19 protein-coding genes and 1 pseudogene are annotated in these 23918 nt (G+C 53.3%); 9 read left to right on the plus strand and 11 right to left on the minus strand.

Annotation, left to right across the window (positions count from 1 at the left end; translation table 11 throughout):
- The first annotated feature begins 1 nt into the window (after position 1).
- Together HMPREF1640_RS01115 and HMPREF1640_RS01120 are read left to right on the plus strand one after the other, a co-directional pair.
- Positions 2 to 1147 carry a Rid family hydrolase gene (locus tag HMPREF1640_RS01115; protein WP_036891628.1) on the plus strand — a complete coding sequence of 382 codons (1146 nt, stop codon included), beginning with the start codon at positions 2 to 4 and terminating at the stop codon, positions 1145 to 1147.
- A gap of 12 nt (positions 1148 to 1159) precedes the next feature.
- Positions 1160 to 2311 (plus strand): Rid family hydrolase, encoded by a 1152-nt coding sequence (locus tag HMPREF1640_RS01120; protein WP_036891630.1) that lies wholly within the window; start codon positions 1160 to 1162, stop codon positions 2309 to 2311.
- Positions 2312 to 2871: 560 nt separating this feature from the next.
- Here HMPREF1640_RS01120 and HMPREF1640_RS01130 read toward each other — a convergent pair.
- Positions 2872 to 3276 (minus strand): hypothetical protein, encoded by a 405-nt coding sequence (locus tag HMPREF1640_RS01130; RefSeq protein WP_036891635.1) that lies wholly within the window; start codon positions 3274 to 3276, stop codon positions 2872 to 2874.
- 161 nt (positions 3277 to 3437) lie between these two features.
- Here HMPREF1640_RS01130 and HMPREF1640_RS01135 point away from each other — a divergent pair, with 161 nt between their 5' ends.
- The 5 genes from HMPREF1640_RS01135 to lpxA all read left to right on the plus strand — a co-directional run bounded on the left by HMPREF1640_RS01135 (position 3438) and on the right by lpxA (position 12086).
- The gene (locus HMPREF1640_RS01135; RefSeq protein ID WP_036891637.1) at positions 3438 to 4961 is read left to right on the plus strand and encodes a CCA tRNA nucleotidyltransferase; all 1524 of its coding nucleotides are present in this window, start codon (positions 3438 to 3440) and stop codon (positions 4959 to 4961) included.
- Between the two features lie 165 nt (positions 4962 to 5126).
- Positions 5127 to 6326, plus strand: coding sequence for an efflux RND transporter periplasmic adaptor subunit (locus HMPREF1640_RS01140; protein ID WP_036891638.1), 1200 nt, complete (start codon positions 5127 to 5129; stop codon positions 6324 to 6326).
- 54 nt (positions 6327 to 6380) lie between these two features.
- Positions 6381 to 9653, plus strand: a complete 3273-nt coding sequence (locus HMPREF1640_RS01145) for an efflux RND transporter permease subunit (RefSeq protein ID WP_036891639.1) — start codon at positions 6381 to 6383, stop codon at positions 9651 to 9653.
- 72 nt (positions 9654 to 9725) lie between these two features.
- Complete coding sequence (locus HMPREF1640_RS01150) at positions 9726 to 11111, plus strand: efflux transporter outer membrane subunit (protein ID WP_036891640.1); 1386 nt, start codon at positions 9726 to 9728, stop codon at positions 11109 to 11111.
- A 192-nt stretch (positions 11112 to 11303) separates the two neighbouring features.
- Positions 11304 to 12086 (plus strand): acyl-ACP--UDP-N-acetylglucosamine O-acyltransferase, encoded by a 783-nt coding sequence (lpxA, locus tag HMPREF1640_RS01155; protein WP_036891641.1) that lies wholly within the window; start codon positions 11304 to 11306, stop codon positions 12084 to 12086.
- A 174-nt stretch (positions 12087 to 12260) separates the two neighbouring features.
- Here lpxA and galE read toward each other — a convergent pair whose 3' ends face one another.
- The 10 genes and pseudogenes from galE to HMPREF1640_RS01200 all read right to left on the minus strand — a co-directional run bounded on the left by galE (position 12261) and on the right by HMPREF1640_RS01200 (position 22541).
- Positions 12261 to 13298 (minus strand): UDP-glucose 4-epimerase GalE, encoded by a 1038-nt coding sequence (galE, locus tag HMPREF1640_RS01160; RefSeq protein ID WP_036891642.1) that lies wholly within the window; start codon positions 13296 to 13298, stop codon positions 12261 to 12263.
- Between the two features lie 100 nt (positions 13299 to 13398).
- Positions 13399 to 13545: pseudogene (locus tag HMPREF1640_RS13600) on the minus strand (electron transport complex subunit RsxA); the annotation flags it as partial.
- Between the two features lie 91 nt (positions 13546 to 13636).
- Positions 13637 to 16267: a C10 family peptidase gene (locus tag HMPREF1640_RS01165; protein ID WP_036891643.1), complete on the minus strand. Its 2631-nt coding sequence runs from the start codon at positions 16265 to 16267 to the stop codon at positions 13637 to 13639.
- A gap of 600 nt (positions 16268 to 16867) precedes the next feature.
- Entirely contained in the window at positions 16868 to 17473 is a 606-nt protein-coding gene (gene rsxA / locus HMPREF1640_RS01170; protein ID WP_036891645.1) for an electron transport complex subunit RsxA, read from the minus strand.
- Between the two features lie 42 nt (positions 17474 to 17515).
- Positions 17516 to 18103, minus strand: coding sequence for an electron transport complex subunit RsxE (gene rsxE / locus HMPREF1640_RS01175; RefSeq protein WP_036891648.1), 588 nt, complete (start codon positions 18101 to 18103; stop codon positions 17516 to 17518).
- Between the two features lie 21 nt (positions 18104 to 18124).
- A complete protein-coding gene (locus HMPREF1640_RS01180) occupies positions 18125 to 18733 on the minus strand; it encodes an RnfABCDGE type electron transport complex subunit G (RefSeq protein ID WP_036891649.1) in 609 nt (202 codons plus the stop codon).
- A gap of 12 nt (positions 18734 to 18745) precedes the next feature.
- Positions 18746 to 19747, minus strand: a complete 1002-nt coding sequence (locus tag HMPREF1640_RS01185) for an RnfABCDGE type electron transport complex subunit D (RefSeq protein ID WP_036891813.1) — start codon at positions 19745 to 19747, stop codon at positions 18746 to 18748.
- 18 nt (positions 19748 to 19765) lie between these two features.
- A complete protein-coding gene (rsxC, locus tag HMPREF1640_RS01190) occupies positions 19766 to 21118 on the minus strand; it encodes an electron transport complex subunit RsxC (protein ID WP_036891652.1) in 1353 nt (450 codons plus the stop codon).
- Entirely contained in the window at positions 21115 to 22056 is a 942-nt protein-coding gene (locus tag HMPREF1640_RS01195; protein WP_081935234.1) for a Fe-S cluster domain-containing protein, read from the minus strand. Before HMPREF1640_RS01195 ends, rsxC begins: the two co-directional genes overlap by 4 nt.
- A gap of 68 nt (positions 22057 to 22124) precedes the next feature.
- Positions 22125 to 22541 (minus strand): SoxR reducing system RseC family protein, encoded by a 417-nt coding sequence (locus tag HMPREF1640_RS01200; RefSeq protein WP_036891655.1) that lies wholly within the window; start codon positions 22539 to 22541, stop codon positions 22125 to 22127.
- Between the two features lie 319 nt (positions 22542 to 22860).
- On the opposite strand from HMPREF1640_RS01200, the gene HMPREF1640_RS01205 reads away from it, so the two are divergent.
- Entirely contained in the window at positions 22861 to 23052 is a 192-nt protein-coding gene (locus HMPREF1640_RS01205) for a hypothetical protein (protein WP_156098669.1), read from the plus strand.
- Positions 23053 to 23278: 226 nt separating this feature from the next.
- Positions 23279 to 23911 carry an outer membrane beta-barrel protein gene (locus HMPREF1640_RS01215; RefSeq protein WP_052051650.1) on the plus strand — a complete coding sequence of 211 codons (633 nt, stop codon included), beginning with the start codon at positions 23279 to 23281 and terminating at the stop codon, positions 23909 to 23911.
- Positions 23912 to 23918: the final 7 nt, after the last annotated feature.

Below are 23918 nucleotides of genomic sequence, written 5' to 3' on the forward strand. Positions count from 1 at the left end.
CATGGAAACCAAGAAACTGAAGATAATCATCAACGACGTATCCGTCAGCCTTTTCGCCTTTGACGGAGGCCACGGCGTGCGCGAATACCTTGCCACGCTCACCTGTACCAATCCCGAACAATCGTTCGAGCAACAAGCCCGGGCAATGGCCGACGGCTGCGAAGAGATGCGCGCGAGCAATTTCCACGGGCATTTGGGCAAACTGAGCGAAGCTCATCCTGTGTTCAAACGCTATTATCTCAGCGACGCGGCCAATCAGCTGGAGACGCTACAAAAGATAATCGGTGAGCAAGATTGCGCCGTGTCTTACGTGCAGCAACCGCCACTCCAAGGCGCGAAACTGGGGCTTTGGGTCTACTTGATGGCTGGGACAGAGAACCACAAAATAGACGACAACATGTTTGCCGTGACGCACAACGGCTACACCGAGCTGTGGTCAGCGCAACTCATGGCCGCGGGCAATAACGCTTTCGACCAAACATTTGACATCATGACCACCTACGCCCAGCGTCTACGAAACTTAGGTTGCGCGTTAGCCGACAACTGTCTGCGCACATGGTTGTACGTCAACGACATCGACAACCACTACGACGGCGTGGTAAAGGGACGCAACGCCGTGTTCGACACCGAACATCTTACGGACGACACACACTTCATCGCATCGACAGGCATTGGCGGCCGATGCGCCGACCATCGGGCGCTGTGCATGATGAACGCCTACGCCATCAAGGGCATCAAGCCCAACGACACGCGCCATCTATACGCGCTCGACCACCTGAACCGTACCTCCGACTATGGCGTGCGCTTTGAGCGAGGTTCCTACATAGACTTCGCGGGACGGCGCAAGGTGTTCATCTCTGGAACGGCCAGCATTGACAACAAGGGCGACATTATGCACGTGGGCGACATTCGCCAACAGGTGCGTCGCATGTGGGAAAACATCCGAGCCCTGTTGGCAGAAGGAGAATGCACCTTTGACGACGTGGCGGAAATGACCGTTTACCTGCGCGACACGGCCGACTACAAGGTAGTGTCTGACATGTTCGCGCAGAAGTTTCCAGACACGCCCTATATCATTGTTCTCGCGCCTGTGTGCAGACCAGGCTGGCTCGTGGAAACGGAGTGCTTGGCATTGAAGAAACTGTAAACCAAACACTACATGCCACACACCATATCCCATCAAACTCTCGGTAGCGTGAACGTCCGGCTGGCCAAATTCAGCACCGGGACCGACGTTGACGAGTACCAACTCGCACTATGCATAGACGACGAAGCGGCCCACCTAAGCTACGCCGAGCAGCTCAGACAACTATGCGTCGCCTTCGAGACCGTTCGCCAACAAACCAAGGCCAACCCTGTGTTCAAACGCTATTTCATCAGCGACGCGGCCAACCAGACAACCTTGCTGATGAATTACGAGTTGGCATACACCGACTATGAACTATCTGTCATAGAGCAACCACCCGCCAATGGTACCAAGGTGGCACTATGGTGCTACCTCATGACCAATGTCAACACCAAGGCCAACGTCTCCGGCCTATACGAGGTGCGGCACGGCAGCTACCGCCATCTGTGGAGCGCCAACAACACGGCGCAAGCCGAAACTTGCTCCGCGCAAACAAAATTGCTGCTCAACGACTATGTGATGCAACTCATGAATGAGGGTTGCACGCTGCGCGACAACTGCGTGCGCACTTGGTTTTACGTTAACGACATAGACCAAGACTACAATGATGTGGTGAAAGCGCGCAACGAGGTGTTCTACACACAGGGCATGAACGCCAACACACACTTCATCTCCAGCACAGGCATTGGTGGCAGGCAGGCAGACAGCCAGCGCCTCTGCCAGATGGACAGCTACGCGATTTACGGATTGCGCGAAGGCCAAATGCGCCACCTCTATGCCCCCGACCATCTCTGTCGAACCGTCAAGTACGGCGTGAGCTTTGAGCGTGGCGTTTACATTGACTATGGCGACCGCCGACACGTGTTCATCTCGGGAACAGCCAGCATAGACCGTGACGGCAACATCGTGAGCCAAGGCGACATTCTCGGACAGTGCGAGCGGGTATGGCAAAATATCGAAGCCCTGCTCAACGAGGCCAACTGCGAGATGAAAGACCTGCAAATGGTGATCTGCACCATACGTCACGCGTCAGATTTTAACACCGCGCGACAATGGATTTCACATAAGATTGGGAACAATGTTCCACATATTTTAGTTTGCGCGCATATCTGCAGGCCAAACTGGCTGGTTGAGATGGAATGTATCGCGGCACGTAAAATCAAATCAGACTATCCCGTCTTCTAAATGTCTACAATACAAACAAGTTGGAAAACCACCCATCTCACGACCAGCGTTTCATCCAAACGCGCACGATGAAACATGCCTCTGAATGTAAAATAAAATGGCCTATCATTTATTTTCAAGCCATACACGACAAGACGAGAAAATACCACGCCCAAGATGTCTCGCAAGCAAAATATCCAACTTTTATTTTGCAAGCTCACACGATAAAGGCCCAATGGCATCGTGAAAAAGACTTACAGGGCATGCGTTGGCTACCGAATGACAATGCCTTTAGCGTCTAATGGCAACATGATTAGGCATTAAACGCAAAATGAAAAATATGTTTTTGTGGGAGCGATCATTTTATTTCCACATAACATGCGGTGTATTAACCAATTACAAAACACACGCCATTTTTGCCGTTTCTCGGGCAAAAACACTTGAAAAATAAAAAAACGTAGAAACAAGGGGGTGTTGTTTGTTTTTTTTCAATGCAATTTTTAATGTGAAAAAGCATGGCCGCAGATGTGACATTTCGCCTCGACAAGCCATGCCATCAAACCGGAACAGCCATGCGCACGTCACTCTTTTTGCCGCCTGTGTATGACGCGCACGGTGCCACACAGCGCGTCGTAACGCACCTGTAGCGAGTCGACCCTCACGCCCAGACGATTGCGCCGACCAATATCATGCTCGCTCTCGAATGCCCTCTTGGTAGCTTGCAAAGCCGAGTCGGTGCGAGCGATGTCGGCTTGCGCTATCTTGAGCGACGCGTCTTGCCATATTTTCAACGCTCGCCGACGCGATTTCACCGCCTTGGGGTGGCTGGCGCGCAAGTTGGCTATGGCACGCAGCGTGGCCTCATAGTCATGGTTTTGATACAACGAGTCTATCAATCGCATCTGAGACACGGCCTTGTCATCGGCCGATGGTTGGCAAGAAACGACGCAAACAAACGTGAAAACAAGTGCTATATATCTGTTCATGCGCACAAAGTTAATGAAAAGCAACGAGCCAAGGCACCATAAATGCAATCTTTTTTGTAACTTTGCATGTCATCGGCTTGCGTAAACTCAGACACGCACCCATTCCAAATTACAGAGCAAACGGGCGCCAAGACAACAGATACATTACAACATAGACAAACATGCGACATCTCAGCGACAGCGATTTAGCGACATTATTAGATAAAAACATATTTCACAAGATATCCGAAGCGGCTGACAGCATAGGCCAAGAATGTTATGTGGTAGGCGGCTATGTGCGCGACTTGTTTCTTGAGCGACCCTCCAACGACATAGATGTGGTGGTGGTGGGCAGCGGCATCGAGGTGGCCAAGCGGCTCAAAGAGATTTTGGGCGGAAAGGCGCGACTCAGCGTCTTTCGCAACTTTGGCACCGCACAAGTGAAATGGCACGGCCTGGAAGTGGAGTTCGTGGGGGCACGCAAAGAAAGCTACAGCCACGACAGCCGCAAGCCCCACGTGGAGGACGGCACACTTGAGGACGACCAGAACCGCCGCGATTTCACTATCAACGCCTTGGCCGTGTGCCTCAACCGAGACCGCTTCGGGCAATTGGTAGACCCCTTTGACGGTCTGCAAGACATGGAAGAAGGCGTGATACGCACGCCAATGGACCCCGACATCACATTCTCGGACGACCCACTGCGCATGCTGAGGTGCGTGAGATTTGCCACTCAACTGCGCTTCTTTATCGAAGACGAGACCTTCGACGCGCTGACGCGAAACGCTGACCGTATCAAGATTATCAGCGGAGAGCGCATACAAGAGGAACTCAACAAAATAATGATGACCGACTGTCCCAGCAGAGGCTTCGTGGATTTGCACCGCTGTGGCCTTCTCGACATCGTCATGCCAGAACTGACTGCGCTCGACAAGGTGGAGACACGCGAGGGGCGCACGCATAAAAACAACTTCTATCACACGCTTGAGGTGCTTGATAATTTGTGCGCCGCGCAAAATAAACGCATGGAAAAACTCCGCCAAGAGCTAAAAGCTCTCGACCGCAAAAGCGAAGAGGCAGAGCTATGCCAAAAAGAGATCGACCTGCTCAACGAGCACAAATTGTGGCTGCGCTGGGCATCACTGCTGCACGATATTGGAAAAGCCAAGACCAAACGGTGGGACAACCAGAACGGATGGACGTTTCACAATCACAACTACGTGGGCGCAAAAATGGTGCCGACCATTTTTAAACGACTGAAATTGCCCTTGGACGGCAAAATGAAATACGTCAAAAAAATGGTGGACCTGCACATGAGACCCATCGCCATCGCCGACGAGGAGGTGACCGACAGCGCCGTGCGACGATTGGTGAACGACGCCGACAACGACGTGGACGACCTGATGATGCTATGCGAGGCAGACATCACCAGCAAGAACAGGGTGAAAAAACAACGATTCTTGGAAAACTTCAGGTTGGTGAGAGAGAAAATAACCGACTTGCAAGAGAAGGACTACAAGCGCGCGTTGCAGCCTTGCATAGATGGCAACGAGATCATGGAGATGTTCCACCTGAAACCCTCAAGAGAGGTCGGCACCCTCAAACAAACCCTCAAGGACGCCGTGCTGGACAACAAAGTGCCCAACGAGCGAGAGCCATTGATGCGCCTATTAATGAAGAAAGCCCAAGAAATGGGACTTTGTTAAAAATCAAAAACTCTTGTTAAAAGAATGGGGAATATCAATGAGCTTTCATTGATATTCCTTAAATTCGCATGTGATAAAAACTGAAAAATCAATTTTAAGTTTTTTGCCATTGCCATCAAATGGCATTGTCTCGCCAACGAAAACCAACATAAAAAAATAACAGGTATGAAGATTAAGCAATGTTTATTCGTGGCAGCCACGGCCGCGACACTTCTTTCATGTGGAGGCAAGGGACGGCAAGGCATGCCCAAAATGGGAGACAACGAGTTCGCGGTGCGAACGGTCGGCACCCAAAGCGCCGGCCTGCAAAACACCTATCCAGCCACCATTCGAGGTATACAAGATGTGGACGTGAGGCCCAAGATAGCCGGCTTTATCACCAAGGTGCTCGTGCACGAGGGGCAGTTGGTGAGAGCTGGGCAAACGATGTTTGTAATAGACAGCGAGACTTATAGTGCCGCCGTGCGCCAAGCGCAAGCCGCCGTAAACACAGCCAAGACGAGAGCCAACACGGCTCGCGTGACCTATGACAACAACAAGAAACTGTTCGACCAGCAAATCATTGGGCAATACGAGCTGACAACCTCGCAAAACAATTACTTCACGGCGCGAGCGGCGGTCGAGCAGGCACAAGCCGCGTTGGCCTCGGCAAGAGAAACGTTAAGCTGGTGCACGGTAAAAGCGCCCGCGAACGGCATTGTGGGAAGCCTGCCTTTCAAGGCGGGAACACTCGTGAGCGCCTCTAACGCGCTAACGACCGTGTCTAACAACGCCACCATGGAAGCGTTCTTCTCCATGAGCGAGAGCGAGATCCTGGCACTCGCGAGGAACGCCGGGAGCGCAGCCACCGCCATCGCCGAGATGCCAACGGTGAAACTGCGATTGGCCGACGGAACGATATACAGCCATCCGGGCAAGGTGGTGAAGATGAGCGGCGTGATAGACCCGGCCACAGGCTCCTACTCGATCATCGCACATTTCCCCAATCCGGAGCGGTTGCTCAAGAGCGGCGGAGCCGGACAAATCATCGTGCCGAGAACCAACAGCGCCGCCATCGTCATTCCGCAAGAAGTGACATCGCACATACAAGACAAAGTGTTCGTGTATCTTGTGGGCAAGGATAACAAGGTGAGATACACAGAGATAAAAGTGAACCCACAGAATGACGGCAAGAACTATATCGTGACCGAGGGATTGCGCCCCGGCGATCGATACGTGAGCAAGGGTATAACCAAGCTGACAGATGGCATGGAGATAAAACCTATCTCAGAGGCCCAATACATGAAAAAAATAGAAAAAGCCGAGAAAATGGGCGCCTCGCAAGCCGACGCGAACTCGTTTATCAAGGCCATGAAAGATAAATAGGATGGGCGCGACCCCCACCGTGGGGATGCCTTTAATCTATAAAACAATGTATACATGACTTTTTCAAAATTCATAAAACGCCCGGTGCTGTCCACGGTGATATCCATTTTCTTCGTGTTGTTAGGTGTCATTGGGCTTATATCGCTTCCCGTGGAGCAGTATCCAGACATAGCCCCACCCACCATCTCCGTATGGACGGTATACCAAGGAGCCGACGCCAAGACCGTGATGAACGCCGTGGTGACGCCACTCGAAGAGAGTATCAACGGCGTGGAGAACATGACCTACATGACATCGTCGGCCACCAACTCGGGCATGGCACAGATCACCATATTCTTTAAGCAAGGCACAAACGCCGACATGGCCGCCGTGAACGTGCAAAACCGCGTGGCGCAAGCACAGTCGCTGCTGCCGGCCGAGGTGAACCGCGTAGGCGTGACGGTATCTAAACGGCAGACCTCAAACGTGATAATTTTCTCCATAACGACCGAAGACGGTCGCTACGACAGCAAGTTTCTCACCAACTACGCCGAGATCAACGTCACGCCACTCCTCAAACGCATAAAAGGCGTGGGCGACGTGCGGAGCTTCTCGACCGAAACCTACTCCATGCGTGTATGGTTGCAACCGGAGAAGATGAAACAATACGGCTTGGTGCCCGCTGACATCACCCGCGCCTTGGCCGAGCAGAACATCGAGGCGGCCCCGGGTGCGTTCGGCGAGAAAAGCGACATGGCCTTTGAGTACACGCTGCGCTACAAAGGACGACTGTCTGATGCGCGCGAGTTTGAGAACATCATCCTCAGCAGCAACACCGCCGGGCAGACGCTTTACCTTAAGGACGTGGCGAAAGTGGAGCTTGGCAGCCTGATGTACAACGTGAACATGAAGAGCAATGGCCGCCCAGCCGCCATGGGCATGGTACAGCAAGTGGCCGGCTCTAATGCCACACAGATAGCCACCGACGTAAAAAAGGCTTTGGCGCAAGCGCAAGAAACCATGCCGCCGGGCATGATCTACACCATTGAGCAAGACGTGACGGAATTTCTGTTCGCCTCCATAGAAGAGGTGGTGTTCACGTTGGCGCTCACGCTGGTATTGGTATTCTTGGTGGTATATGTGTTTCTCCAAGATTTCCGCTCAACGCTTATCCCGATGATCGCCGTGCCCGTGGCATTGGTAGGAACGTTCCTGTTCTTGTGGATATTCGGTTTTTCCATCAACCTGCTCACGCTGTCCGCGCTACTTTTGGCCATCGCCATCGTGGTGGACGATGCCATCGTGGTGGTCGAGGCGGTGCACGCAAAGCTCGACCAAGGCTACGACAACGCATTGACGGCTGCCATCGATGCCATGAACGAGATTTCGGGAGCCATCATCTCCATCACCTTGGTCATGTCGGCCGTGTTCGTGCCCGTATCGTTCATGGGCGGCACATCGGGCACCTTCTACCGCGAGTTTGGCGTAACCATGGCCGTGGCCATCATCATATCCGCGGTGAACGCCCTGACTTTGTCGCCGGCCCTATGCGCCATATTCCTTAAACCGCACGAAGAGGAAACGAATGAAAAGAACGCTACGTTCATAGACCGATTTCATCATGGTTTCAACCGCGTGTTCGACAAGGCCACACACAAATACAAGAAGGGCGTGACCTATATGCTCAAACACCGCGTTATAACAGGCATTGCGGTGGCGGTAGGCATCGTGGCGCTCGTCGTGGGCATGGCGACCACCAGCACCGGACTGGTGCCAAACGAGGATGTGGGCACCCTGTTCGTGACCGTCTCGGCCGCGCCGGGCACCAGTCAGGCTCGCACGCAGCAGATTGTGGACCAAGTGGACAGCATGCTCGCCTCAAACCCAGCCATCAAACGCAGGGAGGCTATTACCGGTTTCAACTTCATAGCTGGGCAAGGTTCTGACCAAGCCACATTTGTCATCAAGCTCAAGAGCTTTGAGGAGAGGTCGCCGAAAAATGTCCTCGCCCGACTATGGGGCGTGATAACGGGCAAAGGCGTGGCACAACTGTTCATGAACCCGATGGACGCCAACATGGTGTTGGGCATGATATACAAGCAGACGGCGGCTATCAAGGACGCGAGAATCATAGCCTTTGGACCACCGATGATACCCGGTTTCGCGGCCAGCAACGCTGTCTCGATGTCTCTGCAAGACAAGACGGGAGGCGACTTGAACAAGTTTTTCGAGGTGGCGCAAACATATCTTGAAGAGCTGAACAAACGCAACGAGATACAAAGTGCCATGACATCCTACAATCCCAACTATCCACAATACATGGTCGACGTCGACGTGGCCAAGTGCAAGCAGGCTGGAACGTCGCCAGCCGCAGTGCTCTCCACGTTGCAAGGCTATTACGGCGGCATGTATGCGTCCAACTTCAATGCTTACGGCAAGCTGTATCGAGTGATGATACAAGGAACCGTGGAAAGCAGGATGAGGCCGGAGGGGCTGAGCAACATCTATGTAAGATTGGCCTCGGGCAGCATGGCCCCGGTATCAGAGTTTGTCACATTGAAACGCGTTTACGGTCCGTCAAACATCAGTCGGTTCAACCTTTTCACGGCTATCAACCTCAATATCACACCGTCGGGCACCTCTGGCGACGCCCTGAAAGCGTGCGAGGAAGTGGCAAAAGAGGTGTTGCCCACTGGCTACGGATACGAATTTTCGGGACTGACACGCTCCGAGGCGGAGTCATCAAACTCCACAGCCATCATCTTCGCGCTGTGTTTCGTGTTTGTGTATCTCATATTGAGCGCGCAATACGAGAGTTATTTGCTACCGCTGTCGGTGCTGTTGTCGGTGCCATTCGGCCTTGCCGGAGCGTTCGCCTTTACCAATCTGTTTGGACACTCCAACGATATATACATGCAAATATCGCTGATCATGCTCATCGGACTGCTTGCCAAGAATGCCATCCTCATCGTGCAGTTCGCTCTTGAGCGCCGCAAGACAGGCATGGGCCTGCGCTACGCGGCCATTCTTGGCGCAGCCGCGCGCCTCCGCCCCATCCTGATGACCTCGCTGGCCATGATTATCGGCTTGATGCCGTTGATGTTTGCCTCGGGCGTTGGCAAAAACGGCAACCAGACACTTGGCGCCGCAGCCGTGGGCGGCATGCTCATCGGCACGTTCTTGCAGATATTCGTGGTGCCAACATTGTTTGTCACTTTCCAATGGCTACAAGAGAAATTCACGCCGATGGTCTTCGCCGACGAGGCAAGTCAAGAGGCTCAAGCCGAATTGAGACAATACGCGAGACCGAACAAAAAGGCCGCTCGCAACGACTCGCATGACGAATAAAAACATCGCCAAGCTCTCCCATCAACCCTATTCGGGCACATGGCGAGAGCCGCGATTAATAAAATAAACAGCATGAAAATAATTAGAAGCATTATCTTAGTAGGCACTTTGGCACTGGCATTGTCGGGCTGCAAGAGTCTCTATGGCAGATATGAGCGACCGCAAGTCGCAGCCAACGGCCTGTTTCGAGACACGCTCTCGGCAGCAGACACCTTGGCCACGCCCGACACCTTGAGTTTGGGCCATTGGGCTTGGCGAGATGTTTTTACCGATTCGCAGCTGCAAACGCTCATCCAAAAGGCATTGGACAATAACCCAAACTTGCTTAACGCCGCATTGAACATCGAGATGGCCAAGGCCCAAATCAAAGCCGCCAAATTGGCTTTTTTGCCGCAATTCGCCTTCACGCCACAGGGAACAGTCAGTCATTTTAACGAAAAGACTGTCCAATCATACGACCTCACGGTGGCGGCAAGTTGGAACGTGTCGCTCTTTGGCGGCTTGACAGCGGCCAAACGAGCCGCCCAGACATCACTCATACAGATGGAAGACTACCAGTTGAGCGTCAAGACCTCCTTGGTCTCGGGCGTTGCCAACTTGTATTACACGCTGCTCATGCTTGACAGGCAGATGGAATTGGTGCAAGAAATGGAAATGTTGACGCAAAAAACATGGAAGCAAATGGAGGCCATGAAGAACGGGCGCATGGGCTATCGCTCCACGGCCGTGCAGGCTGCCGAAGCAAATTATTACTCCGTGCTGACCAGAAAGGCTGACTTGAAACGCCAACTGCGAGAGATGGAAAACTCACTTAGCCTGCTGTTGGGAGAGCCGGCACAATTCGTGCCACGCGGCAAACTGGCCGACCAAAGCCTGCCAGGGCACTTCTCCACTGGCGTAGGTATCCAACTTTTGCGCAACAGGCCAGACATTCACGCCAATGAAATGGCGCTCGCCACATGCTTCTATAACGTGGAAAAAGCTCGCTCCATGTTCTATCCAAACATAACTATCAATGCCATGGGTGGTTTCAGCAATGGCAAAGGCATGGTCAACCCAGGGCAATGGCTACTCTCCGCCGTGGCCTCGCTCACCCAACCCATCTTCATGAACGGCAGGCTCACGGCGGGCCTGCGAGTGGCCGAGGCCAAATACCAGCAGGCATACAACACTTGGCAGAACAGCATCTTCAAAGCGGGAGCCGAGGTTAGCAATGCCTTGGTGCTCTACAATACCTCGCAAGAAAAAAGCGACATTGAGCAAAAACAAATAGAAGTGCTCAAGAAAAACGTGGAACACACTCACATGTTGCTCGATATGGCAGGCAGCACATACCTTGAAGTTATCACCGCGGAGAGCAAATTGCTCAACGCCCAACTCTCCAAGGTGACCGACGACTTCCATAAAATGCAAGCCGTTGTCAATCTCTACCAAGCGCTCGGAGGTGGCACGCGATAGCCTCAAGGCATCGGCGGCGCATCTGCAACGCCTTCATTAAGGCGCGAGCCTACCGAGAAGCTCACCAAGACGATTATGGTACAACTCTTCACGAAATATATCATGAGCCATCGCCAGACACCCAACTTGCAAGAGAACACATCCGCCTCTCTATCATGAAGCATCTGTCGAGACTCTTAAAACATCATCAACATGTCAAAAGAAATTAGTCCACAAGCCGTGGTTTCGCCCAATGCCAAGATTGGGAAACGTTGCGAAATATACCCATTCGCTTACATCGAGGACGACGTCGAGATTGGAGACGACTGCGTGGTGTTTCCATTTGTCAGCGTTCTCAACGGCACGAGGATGGGCAATAACAACAAGGTACACCAATGCACGGTGCTTGGAGCTGAGCCACAAGATTTTCGCTACACTGGCGAGAAAACCCATCTTATCATCGGCGACAACAATATTTTCCGTGAAAACGTGGTTATAAACCGCTCCATCCACGCCAGCGGAGAGACCGTTATCGGCGATGACAACTTCTTGATGGAGGGCGCGCACATAAGCCATGACACACAAGTGGGCGACCATAACGTCTTTGGCTACGGCACAAAAATAGCCGGCGACTGCGTGATTGGCAACGGCGTGGTTTTCGCCTCGTCAGTCATAGAGAGCGCAGGCACTCATGTTGGCGATCTCGTCATGATACAGGCGGGCACCACTTTTTACAAGGACATTCCTCCTTATATCATCGCAGGCGGCAAGCCTGTAAACTATGGTGGAACCAACACCATGATGATGGAGAGGTGGGGCATCAGTCCCAAGGTGCAAAAGCATGTGGCAAACGCCTACCGATTGGTGTTTCACAGCCAAAACAGCCTATACGATTCGATCACGCAAATCAACGAGCAGGTGCCCGATGGCAAGGAAATCCAAAACATAATCAACTTTCTTAGCGGCAGCGACAAAGGCATTATCACCAAGATTTAAGCGGAAAAGCGCATGCCACCACATTAACGACAACGGTCGACCATGAGGTCGACCGTTGTCGTTAATGGCCCATACGAGCCGCAATTTCATATGTCACGCCACACCCTTACACTCAAATATCTTAGTGTAAGTTAGTTTCGCGGGGCTCCACTCATGGCGCGGCCTATAAGCATGCTACATGATACCATCCTCACGTAGTTTCTTTTGCCATGTCCAAGCGGTGCGCAGCACCTCATCCAAAGGAGCTTCGGCCTTCCACCCGAGCACCTTGTTCGCCTTGGTACAGTCTCCCCAAATCTTCTCTATGTCGCCCTCGCGGCGTGGCCCGTACTTCCAATTTACCTTCACGCCGGTGGCTTTCTCGAAAGTTTCCACTATCTCGAGCGTGGAGTTTCCGTTGCCTGTGCCAATATTGAAGTACTCCAACGCGTCGCTGTCGGTATCAAGCACCCGGGTCATGGCAGCCACATGCGCCTTGGCCAAATCCACCACATAGATATAATCGCGTATACACGTGCCATCAGGCGTATCGTAATCATTGCCGAAAATGGTCAGTTGCTTGCGTATTCCCATGGCGGTTTGCGTAACAAAAGGTATCAAGTTGGCCGGCACTCCATTGGGAAGCTCGCCGATAAGGCCCGACGGGTGGGCGCCTATCGGATTGAAATATCTCAGTACCACGCTCTTTATGCTGGCCCCACTGTGTATATAGTCGTGTATAATCTGCTCGTTTATCTCCTTGGTGTTGCCATAGGGCGAGGTCGCCTTTTGGTGGGGGGCGTCCTCGGTGACAGGCAAGTTCTCGGGTTTGGGTTGCCCATACACGGTACAACTCGATGAGAATATGATGCCTTTCACGTCATATTTGGGCATGAGTTCCAAGAGATTGATGAGCGACACGATGTTATTGCGATAGTAGAGCAGTGGTTTTTGAACGCTCTCGCCTACCGCCTTACTCGCCGCGAAATGGATAATTCCCTCAATGTTGGGATATTTTCGAAACACTTCCTCGGTGGCTTCCATGTCCCGAAGGTCCACCTTCTCAAAGGCTGGGCGCACGCCCGTTATTTGCTCTATGCCATCAAGCACCTCTATTTTGGAATTTGACAAATTATCAATGATTACTACTTGGTAACCAGCCTGTTGCAGTTCTACTGTGGTGTGCGACCCTATAAAGCCAGTACCACCGGTTACGAGAATTGTTTGTTTCATCTTAACTTAACTTGTTGTACATTAGTTATTAATATGTTCACAAAGTTAACAAAAAAACATCAATGCGCACCACTATTATCAATAATTATAACTTAAAATATCAGTTCAGCCCCAACAGGGCGCGCAGCCCACCGTCCACACCCGAGAAACGCATGAACGCCAACGCCAACAGGCACGCCGTGAGCAGCTCCAAAGGCATGCCACGCATGCCCCTCGGGATGTTCACCATCCCCAACCGCTCACGGACCACCCACTGCTAAAGCAATATAGCGTTCATGATTGAACGCCTATTGTAATTTTACAAAGGAATGACTCTCAAAAAATAGACATTCCCTAATTTATCGCATCTTCCTTACAAAAGTTCCACCAAGTGCGGTTCTAACCTTGACAACGACCATTTGCGTGGTGGGTATACGCAATTTGACCATGCGCTGCCCCATGGCATTGACGGACGCCAACAATGTACCATTGAGCGCGAACACCTGTACGCAAGCCAAGTCTTCGCCTTGCGCGCAAATCCAACCATTGTCTCGCACCACGCTAAGTTTGCTTTTTGCTTGGTCCATGCCTGTTGGGCCGCCTGGATAAACGTCGTGCCGTCCATTAACAAACGACAAAAAGAAAGGTGCGTTGTTATCGTTCCAAAGGTCTCGCTCCTCCCCGTCTACCTCGCCCATCAACGCTAATCTGTACGTGCGGTTGTTGATAACAGGCAAATCATCCCGGGTTTTCAGCCACCCTGTAAGGAATGTTTCCTCGGCCCCTCCAATTAGTTTGTATTGCCGTTGGGCGCCGCTGCCCAAGGATATGCGTCGTTGATTTTGCGTATCTATCAAGCAAAGCGTCAGTTTTCCATTGTAAGAAGCTTGGGGTGCGAGCGTCATCGCCACTCCTATCCTAAGCAACGGATTGTCAGTTAAGTCCACGTTCATGGACGGCATGGACGATTCACTGTTGTCTTTCACCATTCCCAGCAGCCGAGTAAAGAGTCTGTCCCCGGGCTTGGGCGTCACCACTCGCAGCATGGAAGGCTCGTCACCATGCACCATGCCCACCGTGGCAACGATGTTATTGGCATTTTGTTTGACGACCTCCACTTTCAATTTGTAATCCTTAGGCTGCAAATTGTCCGGCAAGCGCATGTCCACCCTCGTCTCCGTCTCGGCGAACATATCAAAGTCAACGGCTCCGGGCGTCTGCCCCGAGGCCACGACACGCCCGTCATCGTCCACGAGTGACACCCTCACCACGCCATCGAATGGCGTGCCGGTGAGCTTTCGTATCGTCAAGCACAGCGTGGCATTTCCGCTGGGCACGCACGGTTTGAGCGTATATGGGTGGGCTGCCAACGCAAAAGGAGCGTTGTCGTCGGGCTTCTCGTACACACGCACATTGCCACCTTTGAAGTCGAAGGCGATGCGTGGCGATGTCTTCATCCTGCACCAGGCCCCATAGCCGCCATTTTCTTTGATATTGGCACACACGGGCAGCAGATAGTAACGCCCATTATCGGCAAGGTTGGCAAGGTCAACCTTAAACGTGCAAATGTCCTCTATCAATTGGTCTGGCCCCAACACTCCGCCATTGTACTTGCAGCGTTCCGCCGTGTAGCCGCCTTTGTCGTGCCACGCCGATGGCACCACGTCTACCTGTTCATTCCGCTCATTGTAAACAGCCAAGCCAATATCGCCAGCGAACGGCCTGCCAGCTTGGTTCTTGAAATGGTGGTAACTGACCGTGATGGACCGCTGTTTGCCAGCAGGCAAGTTGCCATCGACCGAAATGCCTCCCTCCGAGTAAAAGCACAGATTGGGCGCGTCGTCAGCAAGCTCGGTGTCAATGGGCGCGCTGTTTGGCTTGTTGGGATGCACCAAGACTATCTGTAACTGCTTGTTGAACGTGAGTGGTTTGCCCCCGAACTCCCGTCCTGTGGTGGAGAGGTTCAGCGCCGAGATGGAGAAGTAGCCATCACCGCCGCCCCCCCAGCCAAAGTTCATGTGGAACAGGTTGTCCTTGTCCACGCCATCCACTACCCATGCGTGACCGTTTCCACCCAGCATCGCGTTTCCGCTTATGTACACGGGAAAACCATTCTCCATCTCCTTGCGCAAGATTTGGACGAAAGCTGCCGTTCCCTCGTCAGACTTGCTGAGCATGGAGGTGGAATAATCAAAGTACTTCTTTAGCGCCTTGGCGGCCATGAAAGTATGCGCGCCGCTTGCCGACGGGGTGTACTGCATGTTCACCGCCACGCCGACGTCTCGCATAAGAAGAGCCACGGCATTGCAGCACACGGTGTTGCGCCTGGCGGAATACGTATCGTACTTGGGCAGCATCTTGTCCCATTGGTACACCGACTGGCTGAAATCCACCCTCATCTCGCGGTTGTCATAGAGCACTTTGTACGAGTTGCTGCCCCGACCTTGCTCCGGCCATCGGTGATATCGCATGATTTGAGCCACGGCCGTGGCCACGCATCCAGTGTAATCGTAGCCCGTAAGACGATTGTAGGGGTCGTCTTGGCTCCATGCCGTCGCAAGCATAGGGGCAACGGCCTTACGGTTTGGGGGCGTAGTGCCAACAATTGCCCTTGTGGCGGGCTGTCTTTGCAATTGCAGAAAAGCGTCGCGATACGCACCAAGCAGAAACTTAAGCTCTTGACTCGCGCGCAGCGTGTCAAGTGTTCCGGCATGAGAGTAGCCCAGCACCTGCCCCATGCCATCGTCTCCAGCCACAACCACGAAGCCCCGTCCCCGACTGTCGTTATATATATAATAAGGTGGCGCGACACGCGAAGCCCTCGTGGCGCGCATTGCCTCGCGGCGCGACGCTTCGCTTACATCGACATATTGGCGCGCGATGCTTGTCGCCCTGTCCGCTGTCACTATCTTGCCTAAGGTGGGAACGCTCACCGTCGTGGCAAGCGCAATACCCCATATAGTGGGGCTAAACCATCTGTTTATTTTCATTTTATTTACATTTGTTTGTTATAAGAGTTTGTTATCCAATGACATATCCCCACCATCAACAATTGGTCAAGTAGAGATGACTTGTTTTTTATTTCTCGCGACATTATCCCATTGCCAGCGCCGGAATGGGCCACGCATTGAAATTTAGGTTACAAAGGTAGTTCTATTAATCAATATTTTCGTGTTTAATTTTAAAAAAAAATACAAAAAAAACACATCAACGCAAAGGCAAACCTTGCCTTGGCGTTCTCTATCCACATACTTTCTTTAGGGTATAGGAAATATTTAGGCCAATACCAACTCACCCGGCCGGACGCCACCGGCTGACGCGCGCGACAGTCTTCCCGTCGCCCCATGAGGAACGATTCCGCCCGGGCATCTTCCATGCCCTCCCTCAAATGTTACGCGGCCTGCCAGAATGAGGAAAGCTCTTATGCGTTCTAACCGCCACGGTCATTACGCGCCACGATCTCATCCGGCACTCTGTCGTTCTTAAAAAAAACTTACGCGGACACGCTCTCATGGCACTTTCGAGCGCCATCCTGCCATGTAGCGTCGCGGGGAAGAAAATATACAGACGGGCTTGCCGCTTATTACAACCTAAGTGTTCAGCCCCAACAGCGCGCGCAGGCCACCGTCCACGCCCGAGAAGCCCATGAACGCCAATGACAACAGGCCCGCCGTGAGCAGCACCAAAGGCATGCCACGCATGCCCTTCGGGATGTTCACCATCTCCAACTGCTCACGAATGCCCGCAAAGACAACCAATGCCAAGGCGAAACCGACGGCCGTGGAGAAGGCGTAAACCACGCTCTCCACCAAGTCGAAATCCTTTTGTATCACGAGGATTGCCACGCCAAGAACGGCGCAATTGGTCGTGATGAGGGGCAGGAAAATGCCGAGAGCCTGATACAGGGCGGGGCTTACCTTCTTCAAGATAATTTCCACCATCTGCACCAGAGCGGCGATAATGAGAATAAAAGCCAACGTTTGCAGGTACTGCAAGCCATAAGGGTTGAGCACATAGATCTGCACAAGCCACGTCACCATGGTGGCCAACGTCATCACGAAAGCCACGGCCACCCCCATACCAATGGCCGTGTCAATCTTCTTGGACACACCAAGAAATGGGCAGATGCCCAAAAACTGACTCAGGATGATATTGTTTACAAATATCGCGCTGATAAATATCAAGAGATACTCCATAATGTTTAGATGCTAAAATGAGTAAAAACGTGATGCGCCCACTTACTCTGGCCTCACCTTGTTAAATATGGCCACCAAGTAGCCAAGGGTGATAAACGCGCCCGGTGGCAGCACGAAGAGCAGGATATTGGTTGTCTCGGGCAATAGCGCGAAGCCAAAGACGCTGCCGGCCCCAAGAAGCTCGCGCGCCGTGCCCAGCACCGTGAGTCCCAACGTGAAGCCCAATCCTACCCCCACGCCATCCATGAGGCTCGCTATGGGCGTATGCTTGCAAGCGTAACTCTCCGCCCGTCCCAAAACGATACAATTCACCACGATGAGCGGAATGAAGATGCCCAACGACTGGTTGACGCTCTCCAGCGCGTAGGCCGACATGAACATTTGCAAGATAGTGACAAAAGCCGCTATCACAACTATAAACACCGGTATGCGCACTTTGTCTGGCGTGATGCCTTTGATGCACGAGATTACGGTGTTGGTGCACACTAAAACGGCCATCGTGGCCAATCCCATGGACATGCCGTTGATAGCACTCGTGGTGGTGGCTAACGTGGGGCACATGCCGAGCATCAAGACAAACGTAGGGTTTTCCTTGAACAAGCCATTGGTGATGATATTCAGATATTTCATGATGATAAAGCTTCTATATGGTTATTCGTTCGCGGCGCGTTGACCATTCGTCTTTGCGGCGTATGCCTTGTAAGCCTCGTTCACCGCCTTAAGGAACGCGCGACTGGTGATAGTGGAGGCCGTAATGGCATCCACCTGCCCTCCGTCTTTCGTCACCGCGAGCGCGCCCTTGGCGGGGTTCATGCCGATGATGTCGCCCTTGGCTCCCTTTTGGAACCACGCCTGGGCCTTGGCGCCCAATCCCGGTGTCTCCGAATGCTCAAGGATGGAGTAGCCCAAGATGTTGCCACCATTGTCAAATCCCACCAACACGCGCATGTTGCCGCCGAAGCCCAAGGTGGCGCATTCCACTGCCGCGCCGCGCGAGCCTCCTGCCTTGTCGGCCACGCTGTAAACGACATACACGCGCTCTTTGCCTCCCACCATTTGTCTCACGGTGTCGGTTTTTGTAACCTTGATATCGCCGGCGGCCATCACTTTCTTGATGCCGTCGGCCAGTGTTTTCTCGGCCTTGGCCGCGATGGGGCCCTCGGTGACGTGGTTCACCCACGCCAACAGGGCCGCGATGGCCAACGCGAAGCCCACCAGCACTACCACCATGTTGGTGAGCGATGATTTTGTTTTTGCCATGACGCTGTCTCCTTATTTTTTCGCCGGCACTTCGCCGAAATGTTTTGGTTTGACATAGTGATTGATGAGCGGCGTAAATGCGTTCATAATAAGAATGGCAAACGACATGCCCTCCGGATAGCTTCCCCAATTGCGGATTATCACGGTAAGCGCGCCGATGCCCACGCCATAGACAATTTGCCCGCGGTGTATCATCGGCGACGACACATAGTCGGTAGCCATGAAGATGGCTCCCAGCATCAGTCCACCACTAAATATCACTTGAGACGGCATGGCGTACACGGGATTGGCCCAATGCAACGCGCCGCTCAGCGCCAACACCGTGGCCAAGATGGTCACTGGTATGTGCCAAGTGATGATGCCCCTCCATAGCATGTAGCCCAGCCCAATGAGCAAAGCCAACGCGCTGACCTCGCCTATCGAGCCGGCGCCCAACCCATTGCCTACGTTTCCGAGAAACATGTCGAGCGCACTCGGCAGCTTGTCCAGCAAGCCAGCGTCGCCTGTCTTGATGGCCTGTTTCATCAGGCTGAGAGGCGTGGCCCCTGTCACGGCGTCAGCATACTGGGTGAGCTGCCCCACCTTGGGCCACAAAGTCATCTCAGCCGGGAAGCTAACCAACAAAAAGCAGCGGCCCACCAACGCGGGGTTAAAGATGTTGCACCCCAATCCGCCAAAACTCATCTTGCCCACACCGATGGCCACGAGGGCGCCGACGAGTGTCATCCATATTGGGAAATTGCTTGGAAGATTCATGCCCAAGAGCAGTCCGGTGATAATGGCCGAGCCGTCAGAGAGCGTGGCGGGGCGTCTCATCACATATTTGGAGATGGCCCATTCGACAAACATACAGGCGGCGACACTGGTCAGGCAGACCACCACCGAGCCCAATCCAAAATAATAAAACGAGACGAGCAGCGCCGGCATGAGGGCCACTATCACTCCCCACATGTTGCGCTCCACGGTGTCCGCTCCATGATCGTGGGGCGATAACGAGACTATTAGCTTATTCATGGTCATATAATTCTTAGGTCATTGTTTTTGGTTGCGAGCCTTTATCATGCGCATCACCACAGCCTTGCCTTGCGCTATGTTGTCAAGCATTGGCCTATGCGCGGGGCAGGTGTACTGGCATGAGCCACACGAGATGCAACTTGTGATGGCCTCTCGCTCAAGCCTGTCATACTTCTTGAACGCCGACAGGGTGGCTATGAGATAAGGCTCGAGCCCCATGGGGCACACCGTGACACACTTGCCACACCTGATGCAAGGCTGTACCGCCTTGCGATGGGCGTCGACATCGGTCAGCACGGTGATCGCGTTGGTGCCCTTGCACACGGTCACGTCGGTAGTCAGCACGGCCTTGCCCATCATGGGGCCACCTGCCAACACCTTGTTATCGCCCTCCGGCAAGCCTCCGCAAGCCTCGATGAGCTGACTGAAAGGCGTGCCCATGCGCACCAAAAAATTGGCGGGATGAGCCATGTGCTTACCCGTCACGGTGGTGTAACGCTCAAAGAGGGGCTTGTTTTTCATCACGGCCTCGTACGTCGCGAACGTGGTGCCCACGTTGACCACCACCGCCCCCACGCTCACCGGTATGGCGGGTGGGGCGGGCACCTGCCTGCCCGTGACGGCGGCCACCAATTGTTTCTCGCCGCCCTGAGGATACTTTTGTGCCAACGGCACCACCGTGATACGACTGTCCGCGCTCGCTTTCTCGGTCATCAGGCTGATGGCCTTGGGCTTGTTCTCCTCGATGCCTATGTAGGCCTTGTCCACCGATACCGACTTCATGAGCAGTTGCACGCCAACAATAATCTCATCGGCATGCTCCATCATCAGCCTATAGTCAGACGTGATATAAGGCTCGCACTCCACCGCGTTGATGACCACACACTCGGCCACGCTTCCGGGGGGCGGCATAAGTTTGACAAAGGTGGGAAAACCGGCCCCACCCATGCCAGTTATGCCAGCCGCTTTGACACGGCCCACTATCTCCTCAGCGGTCAGCTCAGGGTGCTCGGCCAGGGTTTCCAATTTGGCGGAGCGGTCTATACCGTCTTCCCACTCGTCGCCCTCCACATTGATGAACACACATGGCTGACGGTATCCCGTCGCGTCAAACGCCGTGTCTATCTTGGCCACCGTGCCCGACACCGACGAGAAGATGGGCGCTGATATGAAGCCACCAGCTTCGCCAATGAGCGTGCCCACCTTTACCTTGTCGCCACGCTTCACCACGGGCTTGGTGGGAGCGCCGATATGCTGGCACAAAGGAATAACGGCCACTTTGGGCAACGCGGCCGCCACGGTCGCCACGTCGTTTGTCAATTTGTTCTCATCAGGGTGCACGCCACCCATCGGAAATGTGTGTAGTCTCATGCGTTTACCTCCTTTTTCTTTACATCTACGTTGTCAACGCTCGCGCCGCCTGTCACCTTGGTGGCCACGTTGGCCTCGGTGGCCTCCGCCACCTTGGGCGCTTGGGGTTTTCTCACGGGGAAATTCACCTTGACGATGGCCGACGTGGGGCATGCGTCCACGCACTTGGTGCACAGACGGCACTTGTCATAGTCTATATAAGAGAGGTTAGCCGCTATGCTGATAGCGTCAAACTGGCATGCCTTTTCGCATTTGCCACAACCTATACAAGCCACTTGGCATGCCTTGCGAGCCACGGCGCCCTTGTCTTTGTTGACACACGACACGTACACTCTGCGATTGCGAGGCCCTTTCACGCGCAACTCGATTATGTTTCGGGGGCACGCCTTGACACAGGCGCCGCATGACGTGCAGCGGTCGTCCATCACCTCGGGCAACAGCGTATCGGCATTGATATGAATGGCGTCAAAAGCGCACGCGCCCACGCAGTCGCCACAACCCAAACAGCCATAGCCACAGGCCGTCTCGCCAGCGCATGCCATGTGCATGGCGGCGCATGTCTTGAGACCGTCGTATTGGGCCACGCGCGGCCTGTTGTCACAACTTCCATTGCATCTCACGACAGCCACCATCGGCTTCGAGGCGGCCACGCTCATGCCTAAAAATTCAGCCACGCGTCCCATCGTCGCCGAGCCGCCCACCGGGCAGCTCAGACCATCGATAGACCCACTGTCCGCGCCTCGCACCAACGCCGAGGCCAACCCCGAGCAGCCGGGGAAACCACAGCCGCCGCAGTTGGCGCCCGGAAGCATCTCCTGCACCTGCTCTAAACGCGGGTCCTCGGCCACGGCGAATTTCCTCGAAACCACAAACAGCACCACCGCGGCGATGAGCGCAATGCTTCCAAGGACAATGACCGCATCAAGAATGAAATTCATAATATTATTGTTTTTGATTGATTGTCAAGTGTTATAGTTTGTTGTTTGGCGGATGATGGCGTCTCAACCTACCCACACTCTATCGCGAACGTGAACCGTTTGCCCAATTTGTCACGCACGAGATAGAGCGCGACATAATAGACCACCAACGCGCCCACGCCGCAAAGCGCGCCCAACGTCTCGTCGCCCGTGGCCGTCAGCGCGCCGAACAGCGCGCACGCCATGACCAAAAGGGGGGCGCCAAAGCCCAACAGCACAGCCCGATAGCCGCTCTTGGAGTCGGCCGTGACCCTGACACGCTGCCCGATCTCATACTCGGCCGCATGGTCGTCGATCACGTCTATACGCTTTTCCTTACTCTCGGAGGCATCGCAATGGGCAGACATGCCACAAGCAGCGCACCCCGACGCCTGCGTTATGCGCACCGTGATGTGATTTCCGTCTATTTTCTCAATGGTTCCCTTGTGGCTAATAACTGTTTTCATATAGCAAATTGCAAACCGCACCTTGCAATTGCAAAAGTAATAACATTATTCGGAAAAGCAAATAAAAAAAGAATAGTTTTTTATTTATGCTGTTTGGCGCGCCCATGCCCGACGTGGCGCAATGGTATGGCACGCGTGGCCTCAACCATGCGACATTGTCAATATAATTGGCAATTAATGGGCCATGGGAAAACTATCCATGCGGGCTTGGAAACGTGTTTTTATCGTTCTTTTTAAGGAGTGAGCGCATGGCAGGGACACCCGCTTTTCGCCATTGGTATCTATTGGCTCCGTGTTTGGGCATCATTCGGTCTCCCTTTTGAGCCCAATCGCCACGCCATCAGGCATCATTCGCCACGCCATCAATGCCCAATCGGGGCAGCGCGCGCAACGCGCCAACCTCAAGAGGCACATGGACGAAAACGCAAGCCGCTACGAGACAGAAGGTTGCGGCATCGTGTCATTTTCTCCATTTTTGAGCCTCCATTCCATGTTTTGGGGCGAGACATAGGGCACAAGATGCGTTGTCAAATTATTTCAATAAAATTTTCGCATACTCGTACCTTGCCTCACCAACAGCGACCGCATTTCAAAACGCACGCGAGAGTAAACATTTGGAATGCGCGACAAAGACCACTTGGACAAGAAATATATGGATTTTTTAAAAAAAAGGAGACGGAATGGAATTTTATTGCGACCTTTGCGCCACAAAATGAACACATAACAGATATTCAAAGATGAAAATAACAAGGACATTGACCTATCTAACGTTCGTGGCCGTCGCATGGTTCGCGCCCGTCCACGCCTCGGCGCAAAACGACGCCAAGTTTCACATGGAGCTGGACTACGCTTATCATTTAGGGCTCACGGAGAAACTCAGTGGCTACAACTACAAGAGCGAGGGCAAGCTGGGTGGGCACGCGCTCACGCTCAACGCGCTCTACAACCTAAAACCCAACATGACCGTGGGCGCTGGCTTCGGGTTGAGCCGTTTCAAGCGCGAATACAATGGCGACAGCTTCACCATGCCGCTATACGCCACGTTTCGCTATCGTCCGCTGGCAAGCCACCTGCCGTTCTATGCCTTTACGGACGTAGGTTGCACATTGTTCAACAGAGACGAGAACCATAATTTCACCGGCGGACTGATGGGAACCATCGGCGCGGGCTACCAACTGATGCTGAAACGACACTTCGGCCTGAACTTCAAGGTGGGTTATAACATACAACAGTTTGCCAACACACCTATATATAATAACAACATAGAGAAGAGAAACGAAGACGGGATCATCGTCTACACCAGCACGCTATACGACAAACGCAGCCTGTGGAGACACTCCATACAACTGGGTGTCGGACTGGTATTCTAAAAAAGGA

Origin of the sequence: Prevotella sp. S7-1-8, from assembly GCF_000758925.1 — a bacterium.
Classification (GTDB): domain Bacteria; phylum Bacteroidota; class Bacteroidia; order Bacteroidales; family Bacteroidaceae; genus Prevotella.

Coding starts and splice junctions, on each gene's coding strand:
- HMPREF1640_RS01115 (WP_036891628.1), top strand. CDS start 2: ATGGAAACCAAGAAACTGAAGATAATCATCAACGACGTATCCGTCAGC.
- HMPREF1640_RS01120 (WP_036891630.1), top strand. CDS start 1,160: ATGCCACACACCATATCCCATCAAACTCTCGGTAGCGTGAACGTCCGG.
- HMPREF1640_RS01130 (WP_036891635.1), bottom strand. CDS start 3,276: ATGAACAGATATATAGCACTTGTTTTCACGTTTGTTTGCGTCGTTTCT.
- HMPREF1640_RS01135 (WP_036891637.1), top strand. CDS start 3,438: ATGCGACATCTCAGCGACAGCGATTTAGCGACATTATTAGATAAAAAC.
- HMPREF1640_RS01140 (WP_036891638.1), top strand. CDS start 5,127: ATGAAGATTAAGCAATGTTTATTCGTGGCAGCCACGGCCGCGACACTT.
- HMPREF1640_RS01145 (WP_036891639.1), top strand. CDS start 6,381: ATGACTTTTTCAAAATTCATAAAACGCCCGGTGCTGTCCACGGTGATA.
- HMPREF1640_RS01150 (WP_036891640.1), top strand. CDS start 9,726: ATGAAAATAATTAGAAGCATTATCTTAGTAGGCACTTTGGCACTGGCA.
- lpxA (WP_036891641.1), top strand. CDS start 11,304: ATGTCAAAAGAAATTAGTCCACAAGCCGTGGTTTCGCCCAATGCCAAG.
- galE (WP_036891642.1), bottom strand. CDS start 13,298: ATGAAACAAACAATTCTCGTAACCGGTGGTACTGGCTTTATAGGGTCG.
- HMPREF1640_RS01165 (WP_036891643.1), bottom strand. CDS start 16,267: ATGAAAATAAACAGATGGTTTAGCCCCACTATATGGGGTATTGCGCTT.
- rsxA (WP_036891645.1), bottom strand. CDS start 17,473: ATGGAGTATCTCTTGATATTTATCAGCGCGATATTTGTAAACAATATC.
- rsxE (WP_036891648.1), bottom strand. CDS start 18,103: ATGAAATATCTGAATATCATCACCAATGGCTTGTTCAAGGAAAACCCT.
- HMPREF1640_RS01180 (WP_036891649.1), bottom strand. CDS start 18,733: ATGGCAAAAACAAAATCATCGCTCACCAACATGGTGGTAGTGCTGGTG.
- HMPREF1640_RS01185 (WP_036891813.1), bottom strand. CDS start 19,747: ATGAATAAGCTAATAGTCTCGTTATCGCCCCACGATCATGGAGCGGAC.
- rsxC (WP_036891652.1), bottom strand. CDS start 21,118: ATGAGACTACACACATTTCCGATGGGTGGCGTGCACCCTGATGAGAAC.
- HMPREF1640_RS01195 (WP_081935234.1), bottom strand. CDS start 22,056: ATGAATTTCATTCTTGATGCGGTCATTGTCCTTGGAAGCATTGCGCTC.
- HMPREF1640_RS01200 (WP_036891655.1), bottom strand. CDS start 22,541: ATGAAAACAGTTATTAGCCACAAGGGAACCATTGAGAAAATAGACGGA.
- HMPREF1640_RS01215 (WP_052051650.1), top strand. CDS start 23,279: ATGAAAATAACAAGGACATTGACCTATCTAACGTTCGTGGCCGTCGCA.